The sequence below is a fragment of the Kribbella sp. NBC_00662 genome (assembly GCF_041430295.1).
GTDB lineage: Bacteria > Actinomycetota > Actinomycetes > Propionibacteriales > Kribbellaceae > Kribbella.
This window is the reverse complement of sequence record NZ_CP109029.1, coordinates 5,458,139-5,477,663: the sequence shown is the minus strand read 5'-3', so window position 1 is coordinate 5,477,663 and position 19,525 is coordinate 5,458,139. Positions and strand designations below refer to the sequence as shown.

Annotated in this window: 21 protein-coding genes; 6 read left to right on the top strand and 15 right to left on the bottom strand. The window is 67.9% G+C overall.

Translation table 11 applies throughout. From position 1 onward, the window contains the following. Position 1: 1 nt before the first annotated feature. The 6 genes from OHA10_RS27300 to OHA10_RS27275 form a co-directional block, all read right to left on the bottom strand. Positions 2-421: a PIN domain nuclease gene (locus tag OHA10_RS27300; RefSeq protein WP_371407998.1), complete on the bottom strand. Its 420-nt coding sequence runs from the start codon at positions 419-421 to the stop codon at positions 2-4. Further along, positions 421-675, bottom strand: coding sequence for a type II toxin-antitoxin system VapB family antitoxin (locus OHA10_RS27295; protein ID WP_371401607.1), 255 nt, complete (start codon positions 673-675; stop codon positions 421-423). The genes OHA10_RS27300 and OHA10_RS27295 overlap by 1 nt, the downstream gene beginning before the upstream one ends. A gap of 88 nt (positions 676-763) precedes the next feature. Continuing rightward, the gene (gene ispG / locus OHA10_RS27290) at positions 764-1,915 is read right to left on the bottom strand and encodes a flavodoxin-dependent (E)-4-hydroxy-3-methylbut-2-enyl-diphosphate synthase (protein ID WP_371401606.1); all 1,152 of its coding nucleotides are present in this window, start codon (positions 1,913-1,915) and stop codon (positions 764-766) included. Between the two features lie 6 nt (positions 1,916-1,921). After that, a complete protein-coding gene (locus OHA10_RS27285) occupies positions 1,922-3,229 on the bottom strand; it encodes an RIP metalloprotease (protein WP_371401605.1) in 1,308 nt (435 codons plus the stop codon). Next, positions 3,226-4,440, bottom strand: a complete 1,215-nt coding sequence (gene dxr / locus OHA10_RS27280; protein WP_371401604.1) for a 1-deoxy-D-xylulose-5-phosphate reductoisomerase — start codon at positions 4,438-4,440, stop codon at positions 3,226-3,228. Before dxr ends, OHA10_RS27285 begins: the two co-directional genes overlap by 4 nt. Before the next feature lie 17 nt (positions 4,441-4,457). After that, positions 4,458-5,291, bottom strand: coding sequence for an FHA domain-containing protein (locus tag OHA10_RS27275; protein WP_371401603.1), 834 nt, complete (start codon positions 5,289-5,291; stop codon positions 4,458-4,460). A 78-nt stretch (positions 5,292-5,369) separates the two neighbouring features. On the opposite strand from OHA10_RS27275, the gene OHA10_RS27270 reads away from it, so the two are divergent. The 4 genes from OHA10_RS27270 to OHA10_RS27255 all read left to right on the top strand — a co-directional run bounded on the left by OHA10_RS27270 (position 5,370) and on the right by OHA10_RS27255 (position 8,219). Continuing rightward, positions 5,370-6,071, top strand: a complete 702-nt coding sequence (locus OHA10_RS27270) for a type 1 glutamine amidotransferase (RefSeq protein WP_371401602.1) — start codon at positions 5,370-5,372, stop codon at positions 6,069-6,071. A gap of 19 nt (positions 6,072-6,090) precedes the next feature. Then, positions 6,091-6,666 (top strand): DUF1707 domain-containing protein, encoded by a 576-nt coding sequence (locus OHA10_RS27265; protein WP_371401601.1) that lies wholly within the window; start codon positions 6,091-6,093, stop codon positions 6,664-6,666. Positions 6,667-6,683: 17 nt separating this feature from the next. Beyond that, the gene (locus tag OHA10_RS27260; RefSeq protein ID WP_371401600.1) at positions 6,684-7,859 is read left to right on the top strand and encodes an acyl-CoA dehydrogenase family protein; all 1,176 of its coding nucleotides are present in this window, start codon (positions 6,684-6,686) and stop codon (positions 7,857-7,859) included. A gap of 72 nt (positions 7,860-7,931) precedes the next feature. Beyond that, positions 7,932-8,219, top strand: a complete 288-nt coding sequence (locus tag OHA10_RS27255) for a DUF6458 family protein (RefSeq protein ID WP_371401599.1) — start codon at positions 7,932-7,934, stop codon at positions 8,217-8,219. Positions 8,220-8,222: 3 nt separating this feature from the next. Here OHA10_RS27255 and rny read toward each other — a convergent pair whose 3' ends face one another. From rny to recA, 7 genes are all read right to left on the bottom strand, one after another. Continuing rightward, positions 8,223-9,884, bottom strand: coding sequence for a ribonuclease Y (gene rny, locus OHA10_RS27250; protein ID WP_371401598.1), 1,662 nt, complete (start codon positions 9,882-9,884; stop codon positions 8,223-8,225). A gap of 634 nt (positions 9,885-10,518) precedes the next feature. Beyond that, entirely contained in the window at positions 10,519-10,839 is a 321-nt protein-coding gene (locus OHA10_RS27245) for an antitoxin (RefSeq protein WP_371401597.1), read from the bottom strand. 151 nt (positions 10,840-10,990) lie between these two features. Next, positions 10,991-11,383: an MmcQ/YjbR family DNA-binding protein gene (locus OHA10_RS27240; protein ID WP_371401596.1), complete on the bottom strand. Its 393-nt coding sequence runs from the start codon at positions 11,381-11,383 to the stop codon at positions 10,991-10,993. Positions 11,384-11,459: 76 nt separating this feature from the next. Further along, entirely contained in the window at positions 11,460-12,887 is a 1,428-nt protein-coding gene (locus tag OHA10_RS27235) for an alkaline phosphatase family protein (protein ID WP_371401595.1), read from the bottom strand. A 142-nt stretch (positions 12,888-13,029) separates the two neighbouring features. Beyond that, on the bottom strand, positions 13,030-13,467 hold the full coding sequence (locus OHA10_RS27230; RefSeq protein WP_371401594.1) for a GNAT family N-acetyltransferase: 438 nt from the start codon (positions 13,465-13,467) through the stop codon (positions 13,030-13,032). A 17-nt stretch (positions 13,468-13,484) separates the two neighbouring features. Continuing rightward, positions 13,485-13,979 (bottom strand): regulatory protein RecX, encoded by a 495-nt coding sequence (locus OHA10_RS27225; RefSeq protein ID WP_371401593.1) that lies wholly within the window; start codon positions 13,977-13,979, stop codon positions 13,485-13,487. A gap of 1,375 nt (positions 13,980-15,354) precedes the next feature. Continuing rightward, a complete protein-coding gene (gene recA, locus OHA10_RS27220; protein ID WP_371401592.1) occupies positions 15,355-16,428 on the bottom strand; it encodes a recombinase RecA in 1,074 nt (357 codons plus the stop codon). Positions 16,429-16,678: 250 nt separating this feature from the next. Here recA and OHA10_RS27215 point away from each other — a divergent pair, with 250 nt between their 5' ends. After that, positions 16,679-17,470, top strand: a complete 792-nt coding sequence (locus tag OHA10_RS27215; RefSeq protein ID WP_371401591.1) for a hypothetical protein — start codon at positions 16,679-16,681, stop codon at positions 17,468-17,470. Positions 17,471-17,511: 41 nt separating this feature from the next. Continuing rightward, positions 17,512-18,072 carry a GrpB family protein gene (locus OHA10_RS27210; RefSeq protein ID WP_371401590.1) on the top strand — a complete coding sequence of 187 codons (561 nt, stop codon included), beginning with the start codon at positions 17,512-17,514 and terminating at the stop codon, positions 18,070-18,072. A gap of 20 nt (positions 18,073-18,092) precedes the next feature. Here the strand turns inward: OHA10_RS27210 and OHA10_RS27205 are convergent, their stop codons facing one another. Both OHA10_RS27205 and OHA10_RS27200 read right to left on the bottom strand, forming a co-directional pair. Continuing rightward, positions 18,093-18,287: a DUF3046 domain-containing protein gene (locus tag OHA10_RS27205; RefSeq protein ID WP_350862946.1), complete on the bottom strand. Its 195-nt coding sequence runs from the start codon at positions 18,285-18,287 to the stop codon at positions 18,093-18,095. Further along, entirely contained in the window at positions 18,284-19,441 is a 1,158-nt protein-coding gene (locus OHA10_RS27200) for a hypothetical protein (RefSeq protein ID WP_371401589.1), read from the bottom strand. The genes OHA10_RS27205 and OHA10_RS27200 overlap by 4 nt, the downstream gene beginning before the upstream one ends. Positions 19,442-19,525: the final 84 nt, after the last annotated feature.

Sequence of the window (19,525 nt, the reverse complement as noted above, 5' to 3'; positions counted from 1 at the left end):
GTCAGAGCGATCCCTTCGGCGCAACCCACTCCACCGGCTGTCCGGTGATCTTCGCGATCCGGTCGTAGTCCTCGTCGTAATGCAGAACCGTCAACCCCGCCAACTCCGCCGTCGCCGCGATGATCAGGTCGGGCAGTCTGAAGAGCCGATGGTGGCTCTTCTTGGCAAGCTCGCGATGCACCTCCAGCGCCCGGTCCATTGCCTCAGTGGTCACATCGACCCAGCGTTGCCCTTGGATCGCACCCCACAACTTCTCGTACCACTTGGGGTCCGGAGCGTTGTTCAGATATTCGAGCGCTGCCATCTGGCAGGCAGCAAGTCTGCCCTCGGCGAGCAACGACTGAAATCTCCGAAAGACATCCTCGGACCGCGATTGGTGAACGTAGACAGAGGTGTCGGCCAAGTAGACGGCCCCGGCCATCATGCGCTCCGGTCCTCCCGGGCACGGTCGGCCAAACCCTCGAGATCGCGACCGCCGCCATAACGCCACGCTTCGGCCGAGCCCGAGAAGTCCATCGGCGCGCTGGCGAAGATCTCGGCGATCTCCCTCCCGCGCCGTCGCACGGCCAGCTCGCGCAGAGCACCGTTGATGGTCTCCACCTTGGTGTCGGTGCCCAGCTCGGCTCTCGCTGCCTCGAGCCACTCGTCGTTCACGTCCACGGAGATGCGCGTCATGACACCAATCGTACATCCGCTTAGCGTGCGACTTGGTGCACCATTACCGCCTCCTCTGACACCAACTCCGACGCGAAGTTGGTGCAGTTCAGCTGACGGTGACGGTGGGTTCGCCGGCGTCGCCGGTGGTCTCCATGGTTTCGGCGATGCGCATGGCCTCTTCGATGAGGGTTTCTACGATCGCGGACTCCGGGACGGTCTTGATGACCTCGCCCTTGACGAAGATCTGGCCCTTGCCGTTGCCGGAGGCAACGCCTAGGTCGGCTTCGCGGGCTTCGCCGGGGCCGTTGACGACGCAGCCCATGACGGCGACGCGGAGCGGAACCTCCATGCCCTCGAGGCCGGCGGTGACCTGCTCGGCGAGCGTGTAGACATCCACCTGGGCGCGGCCGCAGGACGGGCAGGAGACGATCTCGAGCTTGCGCTCGCGCAGGTTCAGCGACTGCAGGATCTGCAGGCCGACCTTGACCTCCTCGACCGGCGGCGCGGACAGCGACACCCGGATCGTGTCACCGATGCCCTTCGACAGCAGTGCACCGAACGCGACCGACGACTTGATCGTGCCCTGGAACGCCGGACCGGCCTCGGTCACGCCGAGGTGCAGCGGCCAGTCGCCCCGCTCGGCGAGCATCTCGTACGCCTGCACCATCACGACCGGGTCGTTGTGCTTGACCGAGATCTTGAAGTCGTGGAAGTCGTGCTCCTCGAACAGCGACGCCTCCCACACGGCCGACTCGACCAGCGCCTCGGGCGTCGCCTTGCCGTACTTCTCCAGCAGCCGCCTGTCCAGCGAACCCGCGTTCACGCCGATGCGCAGCGACGTACCGTGGTCCTTCGCCGCCTGGGCGATCTCCTTGACCTGGTCGTCGAACTTGCGGATGTTCCCCGGGTTCACCCGGACCGCCGCGCAACCCGCCTCGATCGCGGCGAACACGTAGCTCGGCTGGAAGTGGATGTCGGCGATCACCGGGATCTGCGAGTGCTGCGCGATCTCCTTCAGCGCGTCGGCGTCCTCCTGCCGCGGGCAGGCGACCCGGACGATGTCGCAGCCCGCCGCGGTCAGCTCGGCGATCTGCTGCAGCGTCTTGTTGACGTCGTTGGTCGGCGTGGTGGTCATCGACTGCACCGAGATCGGCGCGTCGCCGCCGACCAGCACGCTGCCGACCTTGATCTGACGGGTCTTGCGGCGCGGCGCGAGAGTCGGGGGCGGCAGTGCCGGCATGCCCAGGTTGATGCTCATGTGTCCTTATCCGTTGAACAGCTTGATGGGGTTCACGATGTCGGCGATGACGAGCAGCACGCCCATCACCACGATCACACTCGCCGCGACGTACGCGATCGGGAGCAGTTTGGCCACGTCGACGTACCCGGGGTCGGGCCGGCGGAACAGCTTGGCGAGGCCGCGCCGGATGCCTTCCCAGATCGCGCCGATCATGTGGCCGCCGTCCAGCGGCAGCAGCGGGATGAAGTTGAACAGGGCAAGGAACAGGTTCAGCGAGGCGAGCAGCAGGATCCCGGTGGCGATCTTCTGGCCGACGCCGAGATCGCTGGAGGCGACCTCACCCGCGACCCGGCTGGCGCCGACGACGCTCATCGGGCTGTCCTGGTCGCGCTGACCGCCGACGATCGACTTGGCGACCCCGACCAGCTTCTCCGGGAACTTGCCGAGCGCCTGCACGGTGCTGACGGTCAGCTTGCCCATCTGGTCGACGACGAAGCCGAAGCTCTGCCGCTCCACCTTCTCGGTCGGGGAGATGCCGAGGAAGCCGACCGAGACGAGCTTGTCGGAGGTCGCGCTCTCCTGCACCTGGTTCAGGATCGTGTTGGTCTGCAGGGTCTTCTGCGCACCGTTGCGCTCGACAACGATCGTGGCCGGCTTGTCGGTGTTCGCGCGGATCAGCGGCGTGAGCTGGTCCCAGCTGCTGATCTGCGTGCCGTTGAACGAGACGATCTTGTCGCCGACCTGGAAGCCGGCGTCCTTGGCCGGCGACACCTTGTCGGTGTCGGTGCACTTCCGGTCCGCCGTGGCCTGGCTGGCCGGGATCACGCAGTCGGTCACGGTGGAGACCGTGGTCTGCGCGACCGGCGTCCCGTAGAGCATGTACAGCCCGCCGAACAGCACGAACGCGATCACCACGTTGACCAGCGGCCCGGACGCCATCACGATCAGCTTCTTCCACCACACCTTCTGGTAGAAGAGCCGGCCGTCGTCCTCGGGCGAGATCGTCTCGTACTCCGCGGACCGCGCGTTCTCGACCATCGACTGGATCGGGCCGGTGTTCGCCTTGCGGATCTTGGTCGGGTCCTGCCCCTTGCCCGGCGGCAGCATCCCGATGATCCGGACGAACCCGCCGGCCGGGATCGCCTTGATGCCGTACTCCGTCTCGCCGCGTTTGGTCGACCAGATGGTACGGCCGAAGCCGACGAAGAACTGCGTGACCTTCATCCCGAAGGCCTTCGCCGGGAGCATGTGGCCCATCTCATGCAGCGCCACCGAGATCAGCACCCCGACAACGAACAGCACGATGCCGAGAGTGGTGAGAAGCACAGTCATGCCTTCTGGTTCTCCTGTACGCCGCCGGTGATCTCACGAGCCCGCTTTCGGGCCCACGCGTCCGCGGCGAGCACGTCGTCGACGGACAGTTCCACATACGAGGGTACGTCGTGTTCGGTCACCACCCGGGCGACTGTGTCGACGATCCCGGTGAACGGCAGCCGACCGGCGCGGAACGCCTCCACGCAGACCTCGTTCGCGGCGTTGAACACGGCCGGCGCCGTACCGCCCCGGGTGCCTGCCTCGCGGGCCAGGCCGACCGACGGGAACTCGGTGTCGTCGACCGGCTGGAACGTCCAGGTGCTCGCTTCGGCGAAGTTCCACGGCGGCGAAGCGTCCGCTATCCGGTCAGGCCAGCCGAGCGCGAGCCCGATCGGCACCGTCATCGTCGGTACGCCGACCTGGGCGATCGTGGCGCCGTCGAAGAACTCGACCATCGAGTGGATCGCCTGCTGCCGGTGGATCACGACGTCGATCCGGTCCATCGGGATCCCGAACAACAGATGCGCCTCGATCAGCTCCAGGCCCTTGTTCACCAGCGTGGCGGAGTTGATCGTGACCACTGGGCCCATCGCGAAGTTCGGGTGGGCAAGGGCTTGCTCCACGGTGACGTCCGCGAGCTCGCTGCGGGGACGGCCGAGGAACGGGCCGCCACTCGCGGTCAGGATGAGCTTGCGGACCTCGTTCGGCGTACCACCGCGCAGGCACTGGGCGATCGCGCTGTGCTCGGAGTCGACCGCGACGATCTGGCCCGGTTTGGCCCGCCGCGTGACGATCGGCCCGCCGATCACCAGCGATTCCTTGTTCGCGAGCGCGAGGGTGTTCCCGGCGTCCAGCGCGGCCAGCGTCGCGTGCAGGCCGACGGATCCGTTGATGCCGTTGAGAACCACGTCACACGGCATCGCGGCGAGCTCGCTGGAGGCGTCCGGCCCGGTGACGATCTTCGGGATCCGGAACTCGCCCTGCGCGTACCCCTTCCGCTGCGCCTCGGCGTAGAACGCCAACTGCAGGTCCTGCGCGACCGTGGCCTTCGCGACCGCGACGACCTCGACGTCGAACTCGAGGGCCTGCTGCGCGAGCAGCCCGACGTTGTGCCCGCCGCCGGACAGCGCGAGCACGCGGAAGCGGTCCCGGTTCCGGCCGATGAGCTCGAGCGCCGTAGTACCGATCGAGCCGGTCGAACCGAGGATGACGACGCTGCGTGAGTTCACGGCGCCATTCTTCCAGGTCAGGCGAGGAACAGCCGGAACGGGAGCGCCCCGAGGCGGATCTCGTCGCCGTCGCCCACCAACGCAGTGTCGACCCGGACACCGTTTACGTGCGTGCCGTTGGTCGAGCCGAGGTCGCGCAGCTCGTAACTGGTCGCATCGATGCGCAGCAGCTCCGCGTGGTGCCGGCTGATCTCCTGACGGTCGATGATCACGTCGCAGTCCGGGGCGCGTCCGATCCGGACCAGGTCGAGCACGGGTACGACGTCACCGTCCGCCCCCACGAGCACCGGTTGCGGTCCGGTCTCCAGCGCGGCCGCGATCTCACCGACCCCGGCAGTGCGGATCGACAGCGAGACGATCAGGTCGTCGCCCTTGTCCACGTGCAGGTTGTGCTGAGCGCCGTACCCCTGCAGCAGCTCGGCATACTCGTCGATGACCACAGCGGAGACGTGGTAGTAACCCGGCGGCAGTTGCGCGTACGCCGCTGAGCCGAGCGACGTCGTCATGACTACGGCGTCGTACTCGCGGTGACTGACGTCGGTGATCGTGATGAGGACCGGATTGTTCGCAGTGAGGTGCGCCTCGGCGCCGGTGTCGCCCGGAGTGAACTCGACGGTGACCAGCGGCGCCGGACGGACCTCGTCGAGGCCGACGAGTCGGTCGACTGCGGGCACCGTGCCGGTCGGGATGGCGAGCGGTACGAACTGACCGTGTGACCGCACCAGGAGGTCGAGTTGCGGCCTCGGCACTCCGTTGCGGCGGGCCAGCAGGTACGCGTTCACCATGCCCTTGCCGAAGATGAAGGCCACGTCCCCCACCACGGCGCGCACGAATCCACTGATCGGCTCCATCTGCACCCCCAGTGCATCAGTATCCAGGAATCACGACTCCGGTACGGCGGTGTCCGGTGTGCCGCGTACCGTGGCCCGGTGACGACCCTGCTGATGATCGAGAACGACCAGGACAGCGGTCCGGGCAAGTTGCTCGGCTGGCTCGATGACCGTGGAATCACTCCCGTCGTCGTCCGGGCCTGGGACGGTGAGCCGGTTCCCACGACCGTGGACGGTCATGCGGGGCTGATCATGCTCGGCGGCGGTCTGCTGCCCGACGAGGACGACCGTGCGCCGTGGCTGGCGGCGGAGCGTGAGTTGCTGCGTAATGCGCACGGCCGGGTGCCGGTGCTCGGGATCTGTCTGGGCGGCCAACTGGTCGCGCACACGTTCGGCGGCGAGGTGAAGGGGAAGTACGGGCTGCCGGAGAAGGGTGTGACGTCGCTGACAGTTCTGCCTGCTGCCGCGGACGATCCGCTGGTCCGCGAGCTGCCGTCGACGGTGCGGGCGGTCGAGAGTCACCAGGACCAGATCACCCGGCTGCCGGAGGACGCCGTACTGCTGATGTCGAGTGAGCGCTGCCCGAACCAGATGCTGCGCGTCGGCGACCGGACCTGGGGTGTGCAGTTCCACCCGGAGGTCGCGGCAGATCGGGTACGGCGATGGAATCCGCACAAGCTGCGCTCGATGGGGTTCGACCCGGCCAGCGTGCTCGCGGACGCCGAGCGGTACGCCGAGGAGCTGGACAAGACGTGGTCGGCGGTCGCCGGGACGTTCTTGTCGTTCTGCTCGGACCGGTAGCGGCGCTACCTTTGGTCGCATGAGTCTGGAGCAGCCGCCGCCCGGTCACCGGGCATCCGACAACGACCGCGAACGTGCCGCCGCCGTGGTCCAGGAAGCGCATACCGACGGGCGGCTGGACTTCGAGGAACTGGACGAGCGGCTGACGCAGATCTACTCGGCCAAGACCCACCTAGAACTGCGCAACGCGACCGCCGACCTGATACCCGTCGCCCACGGCAGCTCCCAGGAACTCATCCTCCGGGCGAGGCACAGCGCACAGAAGCGCGAGGGCGCGTGGGTCGTGCCTGAACGGCTGACCGCGATCGCGGAACACTCCTCGGTCAAACTCGACTTCACCGACGCGGTGGTGCACTGGGCCGACATCCACGTCGACGCCCACGCCATTCATAGCTCGGTCGTGATGGTCATCCCGGAGGGCTGGAGCGTGGACATCGACCAGGTCGACGTCCACCACAGCAGCGCCAAGAACAAAGCCGTCGCCCCACGCCCCGGCGGCGTCCGCCTCCACGTCACCGGCAAGGCCAAACACGCCAACGTCATCGTCCGCCACCCCCGCAAACGCCACTGGTGGTGGCCCTGGTACCGCAAGTGATCGATTAGCGTTCGGGTATGACCGTCTCTCTGGATCTCGTCGACGTCGACTCTCTTCTGAGCGAGGAGGAGGTTGATGTTCGGGCGGCTGCTCGGCGGTTTGCGGATGAGCGGTTGCGGCCGGCGTTGCCGGAGTGGTTCGAGACGGGGTCGATTCCGGCGCGGGAGTTGGCGAAGGAATTGGGGGCGCTCGGGTTTCTCGGGATGCACCTGACGGGGTACGGATGTGCGGGACTGGGCCCGGTCGCGTACGGGCTTGCCTGCCTGGAGATCGAAGCGGCGGACTCGGGGATGCGGTCGCTCGTGTCGGTGCAGGGATCGCTGGCGATGTACGCGATCTGGAAGTACGGCAGCGACGAGCAGAAGGACGAGTGGCTCCCCCGGATGTCCGCGGGCGAGGCGATCGGCTGCTTCGGGCTGACCGAGCCCGACTTCGGCTCGAACCCGGCCGGTATGCGCACCAACGCCCGCCGCGACGGTTCCGGTGACACGGACGACTGGGTGCTGAACGGCTCGAAGATGTGGATCACCAACGGCTCGGTCGCCGACGTCGCGGTGGTCTGGGCGCGGACCGACGACGGAGTGCGCGGCTTCGTCGTACCGACGTCGACACCTGGCTTCTCGGCGCCGGAGATCAAGCACAAGATGTCGCTGCGGGCATCGGTCACCTCTGAGCTCGTGCTCGAGGACGTACGACTCCCGGCCTCCGCAATGTTGCCCGAGGCACGTGGTTTGTCCGGCCCGCTCGGCTGCCTGAACGAGGCCCGGTTCGGCATCATCTTCGGCGCGATGGGTGCGGCCCGCGACTGCCTCGAGACCGCGATCGCGTACGCCGGTGAGCGGATCGTCTTCGACAAGCCGCTCACGGCGTACCAGCTGACCCAGGCCAAGCTCGCTGACATGGCGGTCGAACTCAACAAGGGCATCCTGCTCGCCGTCCATCTCGGCCGGCTGAAGGAGAAGGGCACGCTCCGCCCCGAGCAGGTCTCGGTCGGCAAGCTGAACAACGTCCGCGAGGCGATCGCGATCGCCCGCGAGTGCCGCACGATCCTGGCGGCGAACGGCATCAGCGGCGAGTACCCGATCATGCGGCACGCCAACAATCTCGAGTCGGTGCTGACCTACGAAGGTACGTCGGAGGTCCACCAGCTCGTCATCGGCCAGGCGCTGACCGGGCAGTCAGCCTTCCGCTAGACCGCATGCACCCGGCACCTTCTGGGCACAGGGAGTAAGAGCAGTTACTCCCTGTTGATGGAAGGAGCAGGTATGCGGATCGGGGCCGGGATCGCACTCGTCGTGATCGGCGCTGTCCTCGCGTTCGCCGTACGGGACACGTCCGACACGTTCAACCTGACCGCTCTCGGGATCATCATCATGCTCGGCGGAGCTGCCGGCATCTGGCTGTCGTACCGCCTGGCCAACCAGCGCCGGCGTACCGACCGGCCGATCATCGACCCGGAGGTCGAGGCGCAGTACCGCACGGCCCCGCCGGAACGCGTTGCCGACGAGACCATCGACGTCACGCCGACGCACTACCGGCGGCCACGCAGCTAGCGGCTACTTCGCCACCTCGGTCGCACGGGACTCGCGGACGACGGTCACCCTGATCTGACCCGGGTATGTGAGTTCTTCCTCGACCTGCTTCGCGATGTCCCGCGCCATCACCTGCGCCGCGATGTCGTCGACCGCGTCCGGCAGCACCATCACCCGGATCTCCCGGCCGGCCTGCATCGCGAACACCTTCTCGACGCCCTCATGGTGCATGGCGATCTCCTCGAGCCGTTCGAGCCGCTGGACGTACGCCTCCAACGATTCGCGCCGCGCCCCGGGCCGCCCGCCGCTGACCGCATCCGCGGCCTGCGTCAGCACCGCCTCGACGGTCCGCACCTCGACCTCGTTGTGGTGCGCCTCGATGCAGTGCACGACGTCGTCGTTCTCGCCGTACTTGCGGGCAAGCTCGGCCCCGACGATCGCGTGACTGCCCTCGGTCTCGTGCGTGAGCGCCTTGCCGATGTCGTGCAGGAACGCGCCTCGCTTGCACAGCTTGGGATCGAGCCCGAGTTCGGCCGCCATCATTCCGGCAATGTGCGCCGACTCGATCAGGTGCTTGAGCACGTTCTGCCCGTACGACGTGCGGTAGCGAAGCAGCCCCATCGTCCGAACGAGCTCCGGGTGAAGGTCCGTGATCCCGACGTCGGCCATCGCATCCTCGGCCGCGCGCTCACACAGCTCGGCGACCTCGCCCTTGCTGCGCTCGTAGATCTCCTCGATCCGGCTCGGGTGGATCCGGCCGTCGAGCACCAGCGAGTCCAGCGTCAGTCGGGCCGTTTCCCGGCGTACCGGATCGAAGCAGGACAGCAGCACCGCTTCAGGGGTGTCGTCGATGATCAGATTCACGCCGGTCGTCTGCTCGAACGAGCGGATGTTGCGGCCCTCGCGCCCGATGATCCGGCCCTTCATGTCGTCACTCGGCAGGTGTACGACGGACACGACCGACTCGCTGGTCTGCTCGGACGCCAGCCGCTGCACCGCACCGGTGATGATCTTGCGGGCCTTGATCTCGCCCTCGTCCTGGGCCTGCCGCTCGATCTCGCGGACGATCGAGTGGGCGTGCCGTTTGGCTTCTTCCTCGATCGAGGCGACCAGTTCGGCCTTGGCCTGCTCGGTGGTCAGGTTCGCGACGCCTTCGAGGATCCGGCGGCGCTCGTCCTCGAGGTCCTTGATCTCGAGCTTGCGCCGGTCGAGCTCGGCAAGCTGCGCGGTCAGTTCGGCGTGGCGTTGCTCCATCGCACGGTGCTGCTCGTCGGCCCGCTCCTCGCGCTCGGTCAGCCGATGCTCGCGGCGCTCCATCTCCAGACGCTGCTCGCGCAGATCGTCCCGGATCGACTGCGCCTCCGCCTCGGCTTCCCGCCGTACGTCGGACGCTCGCTGCTCGGCATCGCGTCGTACCTCGGAGGCACGGTCCTCGGCGCCGCGGCGGATCTCCTCGCTGCGCTGCTCGGCCGCCTCGGCACGCGTCCGCAGTACGGCGGCCTCTTCCTCGGCCTGCCGGCGGATCAGCTCGGCGGCGGACTTGGCGCCGGCGGTCAGCTGCGCGGCCTCGAGTTGGGCGGTCGAGTTGTCGGCGGCTTTCCGGCGGGAGAGGGTCAGGCCGATCCAGGCCAGCAATCCGGCGATCAGCAATCCGATCAGGGCCAGGCCAACGGACGTCGCAGTCATCGGTCTCCCCTCTCCGTCGAGTCCCGCTCAGGGACTGTGGCCGTCTGTCGAAGGGACTCGCCACCGGTACGACTGAAGGCGCCACCGGGGTCCGGCGGCTTTTCGGGGTACGGCAGTGCCGGTGCCACCTCGGTAAAGGCGGTACCGATGGCTACCGTTGCGACGACTCCGTGGATGCCGCGCGGTGCGGCTTTCCAGCGTTGCTTGCCTCGCTTGCTCACCGTGAGTCGCCGCCGACAACGCGGCGATCGCGGTGACGCCGCTCGCGCCCCGGCCAACTCGTTGCCGTCCGGGTTTTGCGTGCGGTGCCGTCTATCGACGGCGCATCGCGCCGTCGTCCTTCCTTCAGCTCAGTCGAGCGTGGTTGCGTCTTTTTGGCCGGTCAGTCGGCTGTTTCACCCGACTCGCCGATCGTTATATCCGCCACCGATGCGGTGGATTCATCCCTTCTTGATCCCGAGGCTAAGCGCGGCCCATCACGCGGTCAAGACGGACACTCCCCCGTCACCCGCGGGGTGAGACCACTTCGGCCGCTGGACTACTCCACAACGGGCAGGGGCCTACGCCCTGAGCCGGCCGGACCTCCAGCACCCGCGGCGCCGAACGGGCCGCGGGGCTGCAGGTGCGGAGCTGATCAGTTCTTGGGGCCCTCAGCGGTCGAGCTGTCGGCCTGCGCGCTCTCCGCGGTACCCGCGGTGGTGGACTCCGAGGTCGTGCTCGCGGGCGTCGGATCTGCCTGGGTGGCCTGGGCTGCTTGACCCGGCTCGTCAGTGGTCTGGTTGTCGACGAACGTGCCGACCTTCTGCTGGACCGCGTCGACCTTCTCCGCGTACTTCCCGCCGGTCTGCTTGTCGATCAGGTCGCCGGCCTTGTCGACGCCGGCTTTGATCTTGTCCGGGTTCTGCTTGACGACATTCCGGAGCCAGTTCTTCGCCTGTTCCTGGAAATCGTTCATTGCACCCTCCGCGGTGTCTGGGGCGGATCGACGGAAAATCCCAGCCTACGGACCGGTCCAAATACCAGTCCTACCTCGGATAACACACCGTCGCACCGCACCCGTCAACGCCCCTCGCCGCTCACCGGACCCGAAACCGGTTCACTCTGCGTTACCGCCCGTCCAGGTGTGCCTTCGCCACCGCGGCTGGCGCGTGCACCAGCCACCCGTCGAGCAGGGCCTCCCGGAGCGCGTCTTCGGGCACCTTGTCGAGCTCCACGAGCACCGCGGCGTACCCGTTGAAGTGCGGAATCGTGAAGAACCCGTCGTCTGCGCGCGCGGCCAGCACGGCTTCCTTCTCGGCCAGGTCCTCGACCGTGATCGCCAGGATCGGCCCGTCGGGCGGCGTCTCGTCGCCGTACCGCTTCAGGTCCGCCTTGCTGAACGGCCGCTCCCACGCATACCCCTTGCCGCCGACGGACCAGGTCCGGTGGCCGTGCCGAGTCGTCTCCTCGGTCTCGGGCAGCTGGGCAACCAGCCGTTCCACGTCTTCGAAGGTCGCCATGGCGCTGACGCTACCGCTTGTCGCCGCATGACGCGGCCGGGCAATCGGGGTGCGATTGCCCGGCCGTCGTCCTATGTCAGAGGCGGTGGCGGCCGCCGCGTTCTTGGCGCGGGACGACCTGCGTCGAGGTCGGGAACGTCGGAGCCGGCAACTGCGCGGCCTCGTACGTCGCCAGGTTCAGCTGTGCGCCCGTCTCGGGGAGCGCCGGCGGCTTGCTGATCTGGTCGTGGCGGAACACCGAGGTCAGGTCACCGAACGTCTTGCGACGCCACTGGCTGATGTTCGGCTCCTTCACACCGGTCAGCTTCTCGAGGAACTGCACCACCGACGTGTGGTCGAACTTCTGGCTGCTGACCCAACCGCCGGCGGTCCACGGCGAAACCACGATGCACGGCACCCGGAACCCACCGCCGATGGGCAGGTCGAGCGCGTACTCGTCCGGCGTCCCGGCCGGCGCGGTCGGAGGTACGACGTGGTCGAACAGGCCGTCGTTCTCGTCGTAGTTCAGGATGAAGACGGTCTTCTTCCAGACATCCGGGTTGGCGGCGATCGCGGCGATCTTCGACGCGACGAAGTCAGCTCCGGCGGCCGGCATCTCCTTCGGATGCTCGGAGACGCCGCCGGCCGTCATCAGCCACGACACGGTCGGGAGCTTGTCGTGCAGAGCGTCGTACTCGAACTGGCCGAGCGACGACACCTTCATGCCCTTGTCGTACAGCGGCGTACCAGGCGTGGCGTCCTGGAACTGCTTGAAGTGCGGGAGCATGTTGTAACTGCTCAGACCGACCTGGTCCTGGTACACGTTCCAGCTCACGCCGGCGGCCTCGAGGCGTTCGGCGTACGTCGTCCAGCGGTAGGCGCCATTCGGCAGCGAGTTCGACGTGATCGGGCCGCCGAGCGTGCCGCCCGGGTCGATCGTTCCGGTCTGCCAGTAGAGGCGGTTCGGCCAGGTCGGGCCTTGCACCGAGCAGTGGTACTGGTCGCAGATCGTGAACGCGTCGGCCAGCGCGTACTGGAACGGGATGTCGTCGCGGGTGTAGTACCCCATCACGTACGGCCCGTTGGCTTTGTCCGCGGCGCGGTGCGCGGGCAGCCATGCGTCCATCTTGCCGCCGTTCCAGGCCTGGTGCTGGACCGAGTACGCGTGGCTCGTGGACGGGATCGCCTGCGAGTTGGTGGAGTGGGTATCGAGGTGGAACGGCAGCAGGTAGCCGTCCGGGTTCTCCGTGTCGGGCTGGTAGAAGACATTGCGCCCGGTGGACAGCTTGATCGCGTGCGGGTCGTCGAACCCGGCCACTCCCGACAGCGTGCCGAAGTAGTGGTCGAAGCTCCGGTTCTCCTGCATGAGCATCACAACGTGCTTGATGTCGCCGAGCCGCGCCGGGCGGGGCGGCGGCGACGCGAGGGCCTTCTGGACGCTCGCGGGCATCAACGCGGCCGCAGCACCCAGGCTCGCGGTCGCCGCAGCGCCGCCGAGAAACCGGCGGCGGGTGAAGTCAGACATTGGGCGGAACCTCTCGAAAGTAGGCGGTGATTCCGTCAAGAACCTTCCGCTCACAAAGTGACCACAGCCCGGCAGACCGCCCAACACTGCCGGACCAGTTACTGATCACGACCTTTAGCAAAGGTAAACAACTCCGGCTGACCTAAGCCTCGTCGTGTGCCGCCACCTCGTCGTGTGCTGCCGCCCCGGTGTGTGGTGCCGCCCAGAGCCACGGGCCGGTGCAGCGGGTGAATCCGGCCTGCAGGTAGAACTCAGCGGCCTCTTCGTCGATGGCCGAGACGAAGACCACCTGTGCGCCCAACCCTCCTAGCCACGCATTGCACTGCGCGAGCAAGGCGCTCCCCGTGCCGGAGCCACGGCTCGCCGGATCTACTACGAGCTCTTCCACCACGCCGTACGGCTCGTGTCCGTAGTCGACGAAAGTCGCGACGGCGAGCCCTCGGATCTCGTCGTCACCGGCAACGAAGGTCCGCGCCTGCTGATGGATCTCGGGCAGGGTCGTGGAGTCTGCGCCATCGCCGTGCAACTCGCGCAGCAACCGCCGGATGCCAGCCCGATCCGCCGGTGTAGCTTCACGCACGACGGGCGGCTCGCTCGTCATTCAGGTCCCAGGCCGGACGAATCGATCAGCGGGAACTCGTCGTGCGACGCATCCAGCTCTTCCTTCACGATGCTCATCGCCATCCCGCCCGGATACCCCTTCCGCGCAAGCATCCCGAGCAGCCGCCGCATCGCCACCTGCCGCTCCAGAGAACCCATCGAGCGCAACTTCCGCCGTACGAGCTGTCTCGCCGTCTCTTCTTCCTGCTCCGGCTCGAGCTCGTCGAGCGCGTCCCGGGCCAGCTCTTCATCCACGCCGCGCCGCCGAAGCTCCTGCGCCAGCGCGCGCTTCCCCAACCCACGCCCACGATGCCGCGACTCCACCCACGCGTTCGCAAACGCGGCGTCGTCGATCAGCCCGACATCCGTGAACCGATCCAGCACCTCATCCGCCACGTCATCCGGAATGTCCCGCTCCGCCAACACATCAGCCAACTCAGCCCGAGTCCGCGGCTGCCCCGTCAACTTGTCCAGCAAGATCGTCCGAGCCACCGAATGAGGATCCGCATCCTGCTCCATCGCAGGATCCCCGACCCCCTCCGGCTCCTCACTCCCCCGCCGCTTCCGCCCCCGCCCAAACCCCCCACTTACAGTCCGCCGCCCCCGCCGCGTACTCCCACCCCGCCCACTCTCCCCCGAGCCACCCCGACCACCCGAAGAACTCTCCCCCACACGCTCCGGCTCGGCGACCTGTCCACCCGACGCGCTCTCCCGCGCACGCACTGCACCACCGACCGCTCCACCACCGCCCGGCCCGCCGCGCTCCCCCGACCGAGCCCCGCCCGCCGGCACGCTGTCGATCGCGGGCCTACCCCCGCCCACCGGACCACTCTCGGCCGCAGCACCACTCCCAGCCGCACGCCCACTCCGGCCCGCCGATACGCTCCCGGCCGCAGGCACGCTCCCGTCTGCCGGTGTGCGGTCGTCCGCGAGGCTGTTTTCGTCTGTCGGCTTGCTCTCGGCTGCGGGCCAGCTGTCATCTTCCGGCGTGCTTTCGTCGACCGGCCAGATCTCGTCTACCGGCGCGCTCTTGGCCGCAGGCAGGGCTGGTGCAGGCGGTGCGGTCTCCGACTGTGAAGTTTCGTCGGCCGGCGTGGGCTGGTCTGCGCTCGGCGTGCGGCCCGCAGCGGACGCCTGGCTCGCCTGAACTCGAGGGCTCGATGAGGTGTTGGCGGAGGGCTCAACGGCTTCTGGCGAATCTCCGTCCGCCCATGGATCGAACTGTTCTGGACGCGTACCTAGATCCGCAGCCCGCGCAGGAGTGTCGTCCGCGAAAGCGCGCGCCTCAGCCAACCGATCAGCTGCCTGCGTCTCGAACGTATGACCGGAACGCTGATCCCCCTCACCCCAAGGATCAGCCGAACCAGCGCTCGGCTCCCGCCCCGACCCACTCCGACGCCTCGCCGGCCGAGCCTTCTTCTGCTCGTCCTGCTGTTCATCCCACGGGTCGACCGTGCCGACGGTTCTCCGGATGGAGCCCGTGCGCCGACGAGACCCGTCCCACCCCGACTCGTCCTCACCCACGAACTCGTCCGCATCGGCCCACGGCTCGCCCCGCCGCGCGCCCGACGTACGACGCCCACGCCCCGAGCCCGCGTCAGAGCCACCAACCTCACCGGGACCGGGACCTTCGTCACCGCGACCGCGCGCAGCACCAGCAGCACCCCCGGTATCGCGGCCCGCACCCGCACCCGCACCCGGGACCGTATTCGTCTTGGCCGGTGAGGTCGAGGCATCTGTGCCTGCGGCCAGGAGTTTGCGAGCCAGCGCCAGACGTTCGTCGTGGGGTAGAGACAGCGCCGCGGGGGCAGCGTCGTCGGCAGCGGTGGGCTGCCGGGGGACGCTGCCACCCGCGGTGGGTCGTCGGTCAGAAGTCGACATCGACCTCGGCCGCTGCGGCCTCGCCGGCCGGCTGGTCAAGGGTCGGGCCGATGCCCATCTTCTCCTTGATCTTCTTCTCCAGCTCGTTGGCGAGGTCGGGGTTGTCGCGCAGGAAGTTCCGCGCGTTCTCCCGGCCCTGGCCGAGCTGGTCGCTCTCGTAGGTGAACCAGGCGCCGGCCTTGCGGACGAAGCCCTGATCCACACCGAGGTCGAGCAGGCTGCCCTCACGGCTGATGCCCTGGCCGTAGATGATGTCGAACTCGGCCTGCTTGAACGGCGGGGCCACCTTGTTCTTCACGACCTTGACCCGGGTCCGGTTGCCGACCACGTCGGTACCGTCCTTCAGCGACTCGATCCGGCGCACGTCCAGCCGCACCGACGCGTAGAACTTCAGCGCCTTACCACCGGTCGTCGTCTCCGGGGAGCCGAACATCACGCCGATCTTCTCGCGCAGCTGGTTGATGAAGATCGCGGTCGTGTTCGTCCCGCTGACCGCACCGGTCATCTTCCGCAGCGCCTGGCTCATCAGCCGGGCCTGCAGACCGACGTGGCTGTCGCCCATCTCGCCCTCGATCTCGGCCCGCGGCACCAGCGCGGCCACCGAGTCGATCACGACGATGTCGATCGCGCCGGAGCGGACCAGCATGTCGGCGATCTCCAGCGCCTGCTCACCGGAGTCGGGCTGCGAGACCAGCAGCGCGTCGGTGTCGACGCCCAGCTTCCGTGCATACTCCGGGTCGAGCGCGTGCTCGGCGTCGATGAACGCCGCGATCCCGCCGGCCCGCTGCGCGTTCGCGACCGCGTGCAGGGCGACCGTCGTCTTACCGGAGGACTCCGGGCCGTAGATCTCCACCACGCGGCCGCGTGGGAGACCACCGATCCCGAGCGCGATGTCGAGCGAGATCGACCCGGTCGGGATGACCTCGATCGGCGGCCTGTTCTGCTCCCCCAAACGCATCACCGAACCCTTGCCACACTGCCGCTCGATCTGCGTCAGCGCGGTCGCAAGCGCCTTCTCGCGATCGGCCACCGCGCGCTCCGCACTCGCTGCACCCGCCATGTGAATGCCACCTGACCCATCTCATAATCGGGGCCGCTTCCCAGCCGCCCGGAGGACTTCTCGTGTCGCCAGAGAAGGTATCCATCACGTCGGACAGTTTTCGTCGCCACTTCCGAATCTGTGGACAACTCGGCCGTCCGCCACACCTTCCGCGCACCAAAGTATCCCGAACACGTGTTCGAATCACAACTGACACGCCGAAGCTGCCCCGGCAACCGATCTGACCCGCCGGCTCCCTACCCTTGCGGGCGTGACCGACCGCCCCGACGTGCCCGATTCCGCCGTGATCCTGGCACTCAGCAGGGTCGAGTTCGGCATCGACACCGTCCTCGACGCGCTCCGTACCCCGGACCCGTTCGGCGTCCGCAGCATCCTCACGGAGTACTCCGCCCAGGAGAAGCCCAACCTGGCCGAGAAGGCTCTGATCCTCGCGATCGACCGGCTGCTGAAGATGACGGTGCCCGGACACACAGAGTGGCCGAAGCTGCCGCTCGCCAAGCGCTGCGACTGGTGGGTGGAGCGGCTGGGCGGATTCGCGGCCGTGGTCGCGGCCCTCCCCCGGATCAGCGGCGCGGCTGCCGACCGGCTCCCGATCAAGGACACCCTCGGTGCGGCCGTGCAGGCGATGGTGATCGGCGCGATCTGCCGCGAGTACGGCGTGGAGGCGCACGCGGACCGCACAGCGGTCATCGCACGCGTGCTGACCGACCGTCCGATCACTCCGGACGAAGTACTCAAGTACGACGACCCGACCGCGGCCGGACAGGACGTGGCGAAACAGCTCGGCCTGGGCGACGAGACCGAGGAGGCCGGACTGCGTCAGGGCATCCGCATGCTGCGGCGGATCAGCAAACTGTTCGGCGGACTCTGGGAGGTGTTCGAGGAACGTCCGCGGGGCAGCCTCGGCGCCCGGTTCGTCGGCAAGCTGCCGGGCATCGGCGTGGTCGGCGGGTACTTCGACGAGCGCAGGGCCATCCGCAAGGCGGCGTTCGAAGCAGCGGATCTGCTCACCAGCGGCGCTTTCCGGATCAAACCTCTCTGAAGGGCTGGGACCGGCCGCCGCAGTACTGGGATGATCTCCGCATGACTGGGATCGTCATCGTACGACCGGACGAGAGCTGGCCCGCGCAGTACGAGAAGACCGCGCACGCGATCGGCGGGCTGCTCGGCGAACGGGCCCAGCGGATCGACCACATCGGCTCCACCTCGGTGCCCCGCCTGCCGGCCAAGGACATCCTGGACATCCAGGTGACCGTCGGCTCGGAGCCGGAGCTGGACGAGGTGGCGGAGCGGATGGTCGCCGCGGACTGGGAGCTACGCCCGCCGCGGCGCGACCACCCGGTGCCAGGTCTGCCCGTCGATGACACGCAGTGGGTGAAACGCATGCTGGTCGAGCCGATGTACCGGCGGCGGGTCAATCTGCACATCCGCGTGGCCGGCCGCGCCAACCAGCGGTACGCGCTGCTGTTCCGCGACTACCTGCGCAGCCATCCGGAGACGGCACGTGCGTACGCCGTCTTCAAGCAGCACGCCGCCGCGCTCCGGCTCGAGATCGGCGACTACTCCGACCTCAAAGACCCGGTCTGCGACCTCATCTATCTGCCGGCCGAAGAGTGGGCGGCCCGCACCGGGTGGACCGCCTAGACCGTTTGTTGCCTAGGGCATCAGCGTTCGCTGGCAGGGAGGTTCAGGTGCGCCCAGACGGCACGCCAGACCACCTTCGCGGCCTCACCGTCGGCCAGGGCCTCGACGACCGTACGGCCGCCGAGCTCCTGCACCACCTGGGTCTCGGCCCAGGTCCGCGCGTACGCCGGACCCAGATGGTGATCCATCCGAGCCCAGAACTCCGTCAGTCTCATTCCTGCCCGTCATCGTTCCTCGGCGGCGGTCCCCAGCCGCCCTGCTGCCCGGGCTGGGGTCCCGAAGGACCACCCTGCTGCGGCGGCCGCTGACCGTACTGACCAGGCTGCCCCTGGCCGGGCTGCTGTCCCCAGCCACCCTGCTGACCCTGCTGTGGCGGCTGACCCTGCTGTGGCGGCTGCCCCTGCTGAGGCGGCTGCTGCTGCCCCGGCTGAGGTCCCCACTGCCCCTGCCCCGGCTGAGGCTGCCCAGGGTACTGCGGCTGACCAGGCTGACCAGGCTGACCAGGCTGACCGCCGTACGGCGGCTGCCCCTGCTGCGGCTGCCCCGGATACTGCCCTGGGTACTGCCCCGGCTGACCGTACTGACCTGGCTGACCCGGCTGGCCTTGCGGAGGACCGTACGGACCGGGCTGCTGCCCGTACCCCGGCTGGCCCGGATACTGCCCCGGACCGCCGTACTGACCCGGCTGGCCTGGGTACTGCCCCGGGTACGGCTGTCCGTAACCCTGCTGCCCCTTGCCCCTGCGACTGCGCAATACGAAGAACCCGACCGCAGCGATCGCCAGCAGCACCAGCACGATGATCAGAATCAGCGCCCACGTCGGGAATCCGCCGCCGGCCTCGGACGTCAGCGAGATCTTTCCGAGTTTGTCGAGGCTGTCGTACGTCGCCGTGCGGCCGCTGATCTTCGCGCCGTCGTCGTGCTCGAGGATCTTGCCCGGCATGGTGATCTTGAAGTTCACCTCGGGCTGGGTGCCGGACGGGATGTTGCCCAGGTTGCCGGCCTTGACCGTGACCATGACCTTGTCGCCGTCCTTGCGGAAGCTGACGCCGTCGCCGCTGGAGCTGCCCATCTTGTCGAACGGGACGCTCTCGAAGGTGCAGTTCGAACCGACGTACTTGTCGTCCTCGAACGAGTTGCAGTTGACCCCTTCGGTGGTCGTCTCCTTGATGCCGCTCTCGATCTGCTGGCGGACCTTGTCGAGGGACTGGCCACTGGACTGCAGCAGCTGCTTGTCGACCCCGATCTTCATCGAGCCCGAGACCGTCTCGTTGGACCCGACCTTCAGATCGGCATCGAGCTTGACGCACCCGGTCAGAGCGACCAGGCAGGCAACGACGACGAGCGCTGCGCGTACGCGGTTGATCATGTCGCCGATCATTCCAGACGACGGGGACATCCTCCGCACCGGACGGAAAGCGTCCCCTCACCGTGTGCCACGGAACCGCTCGTG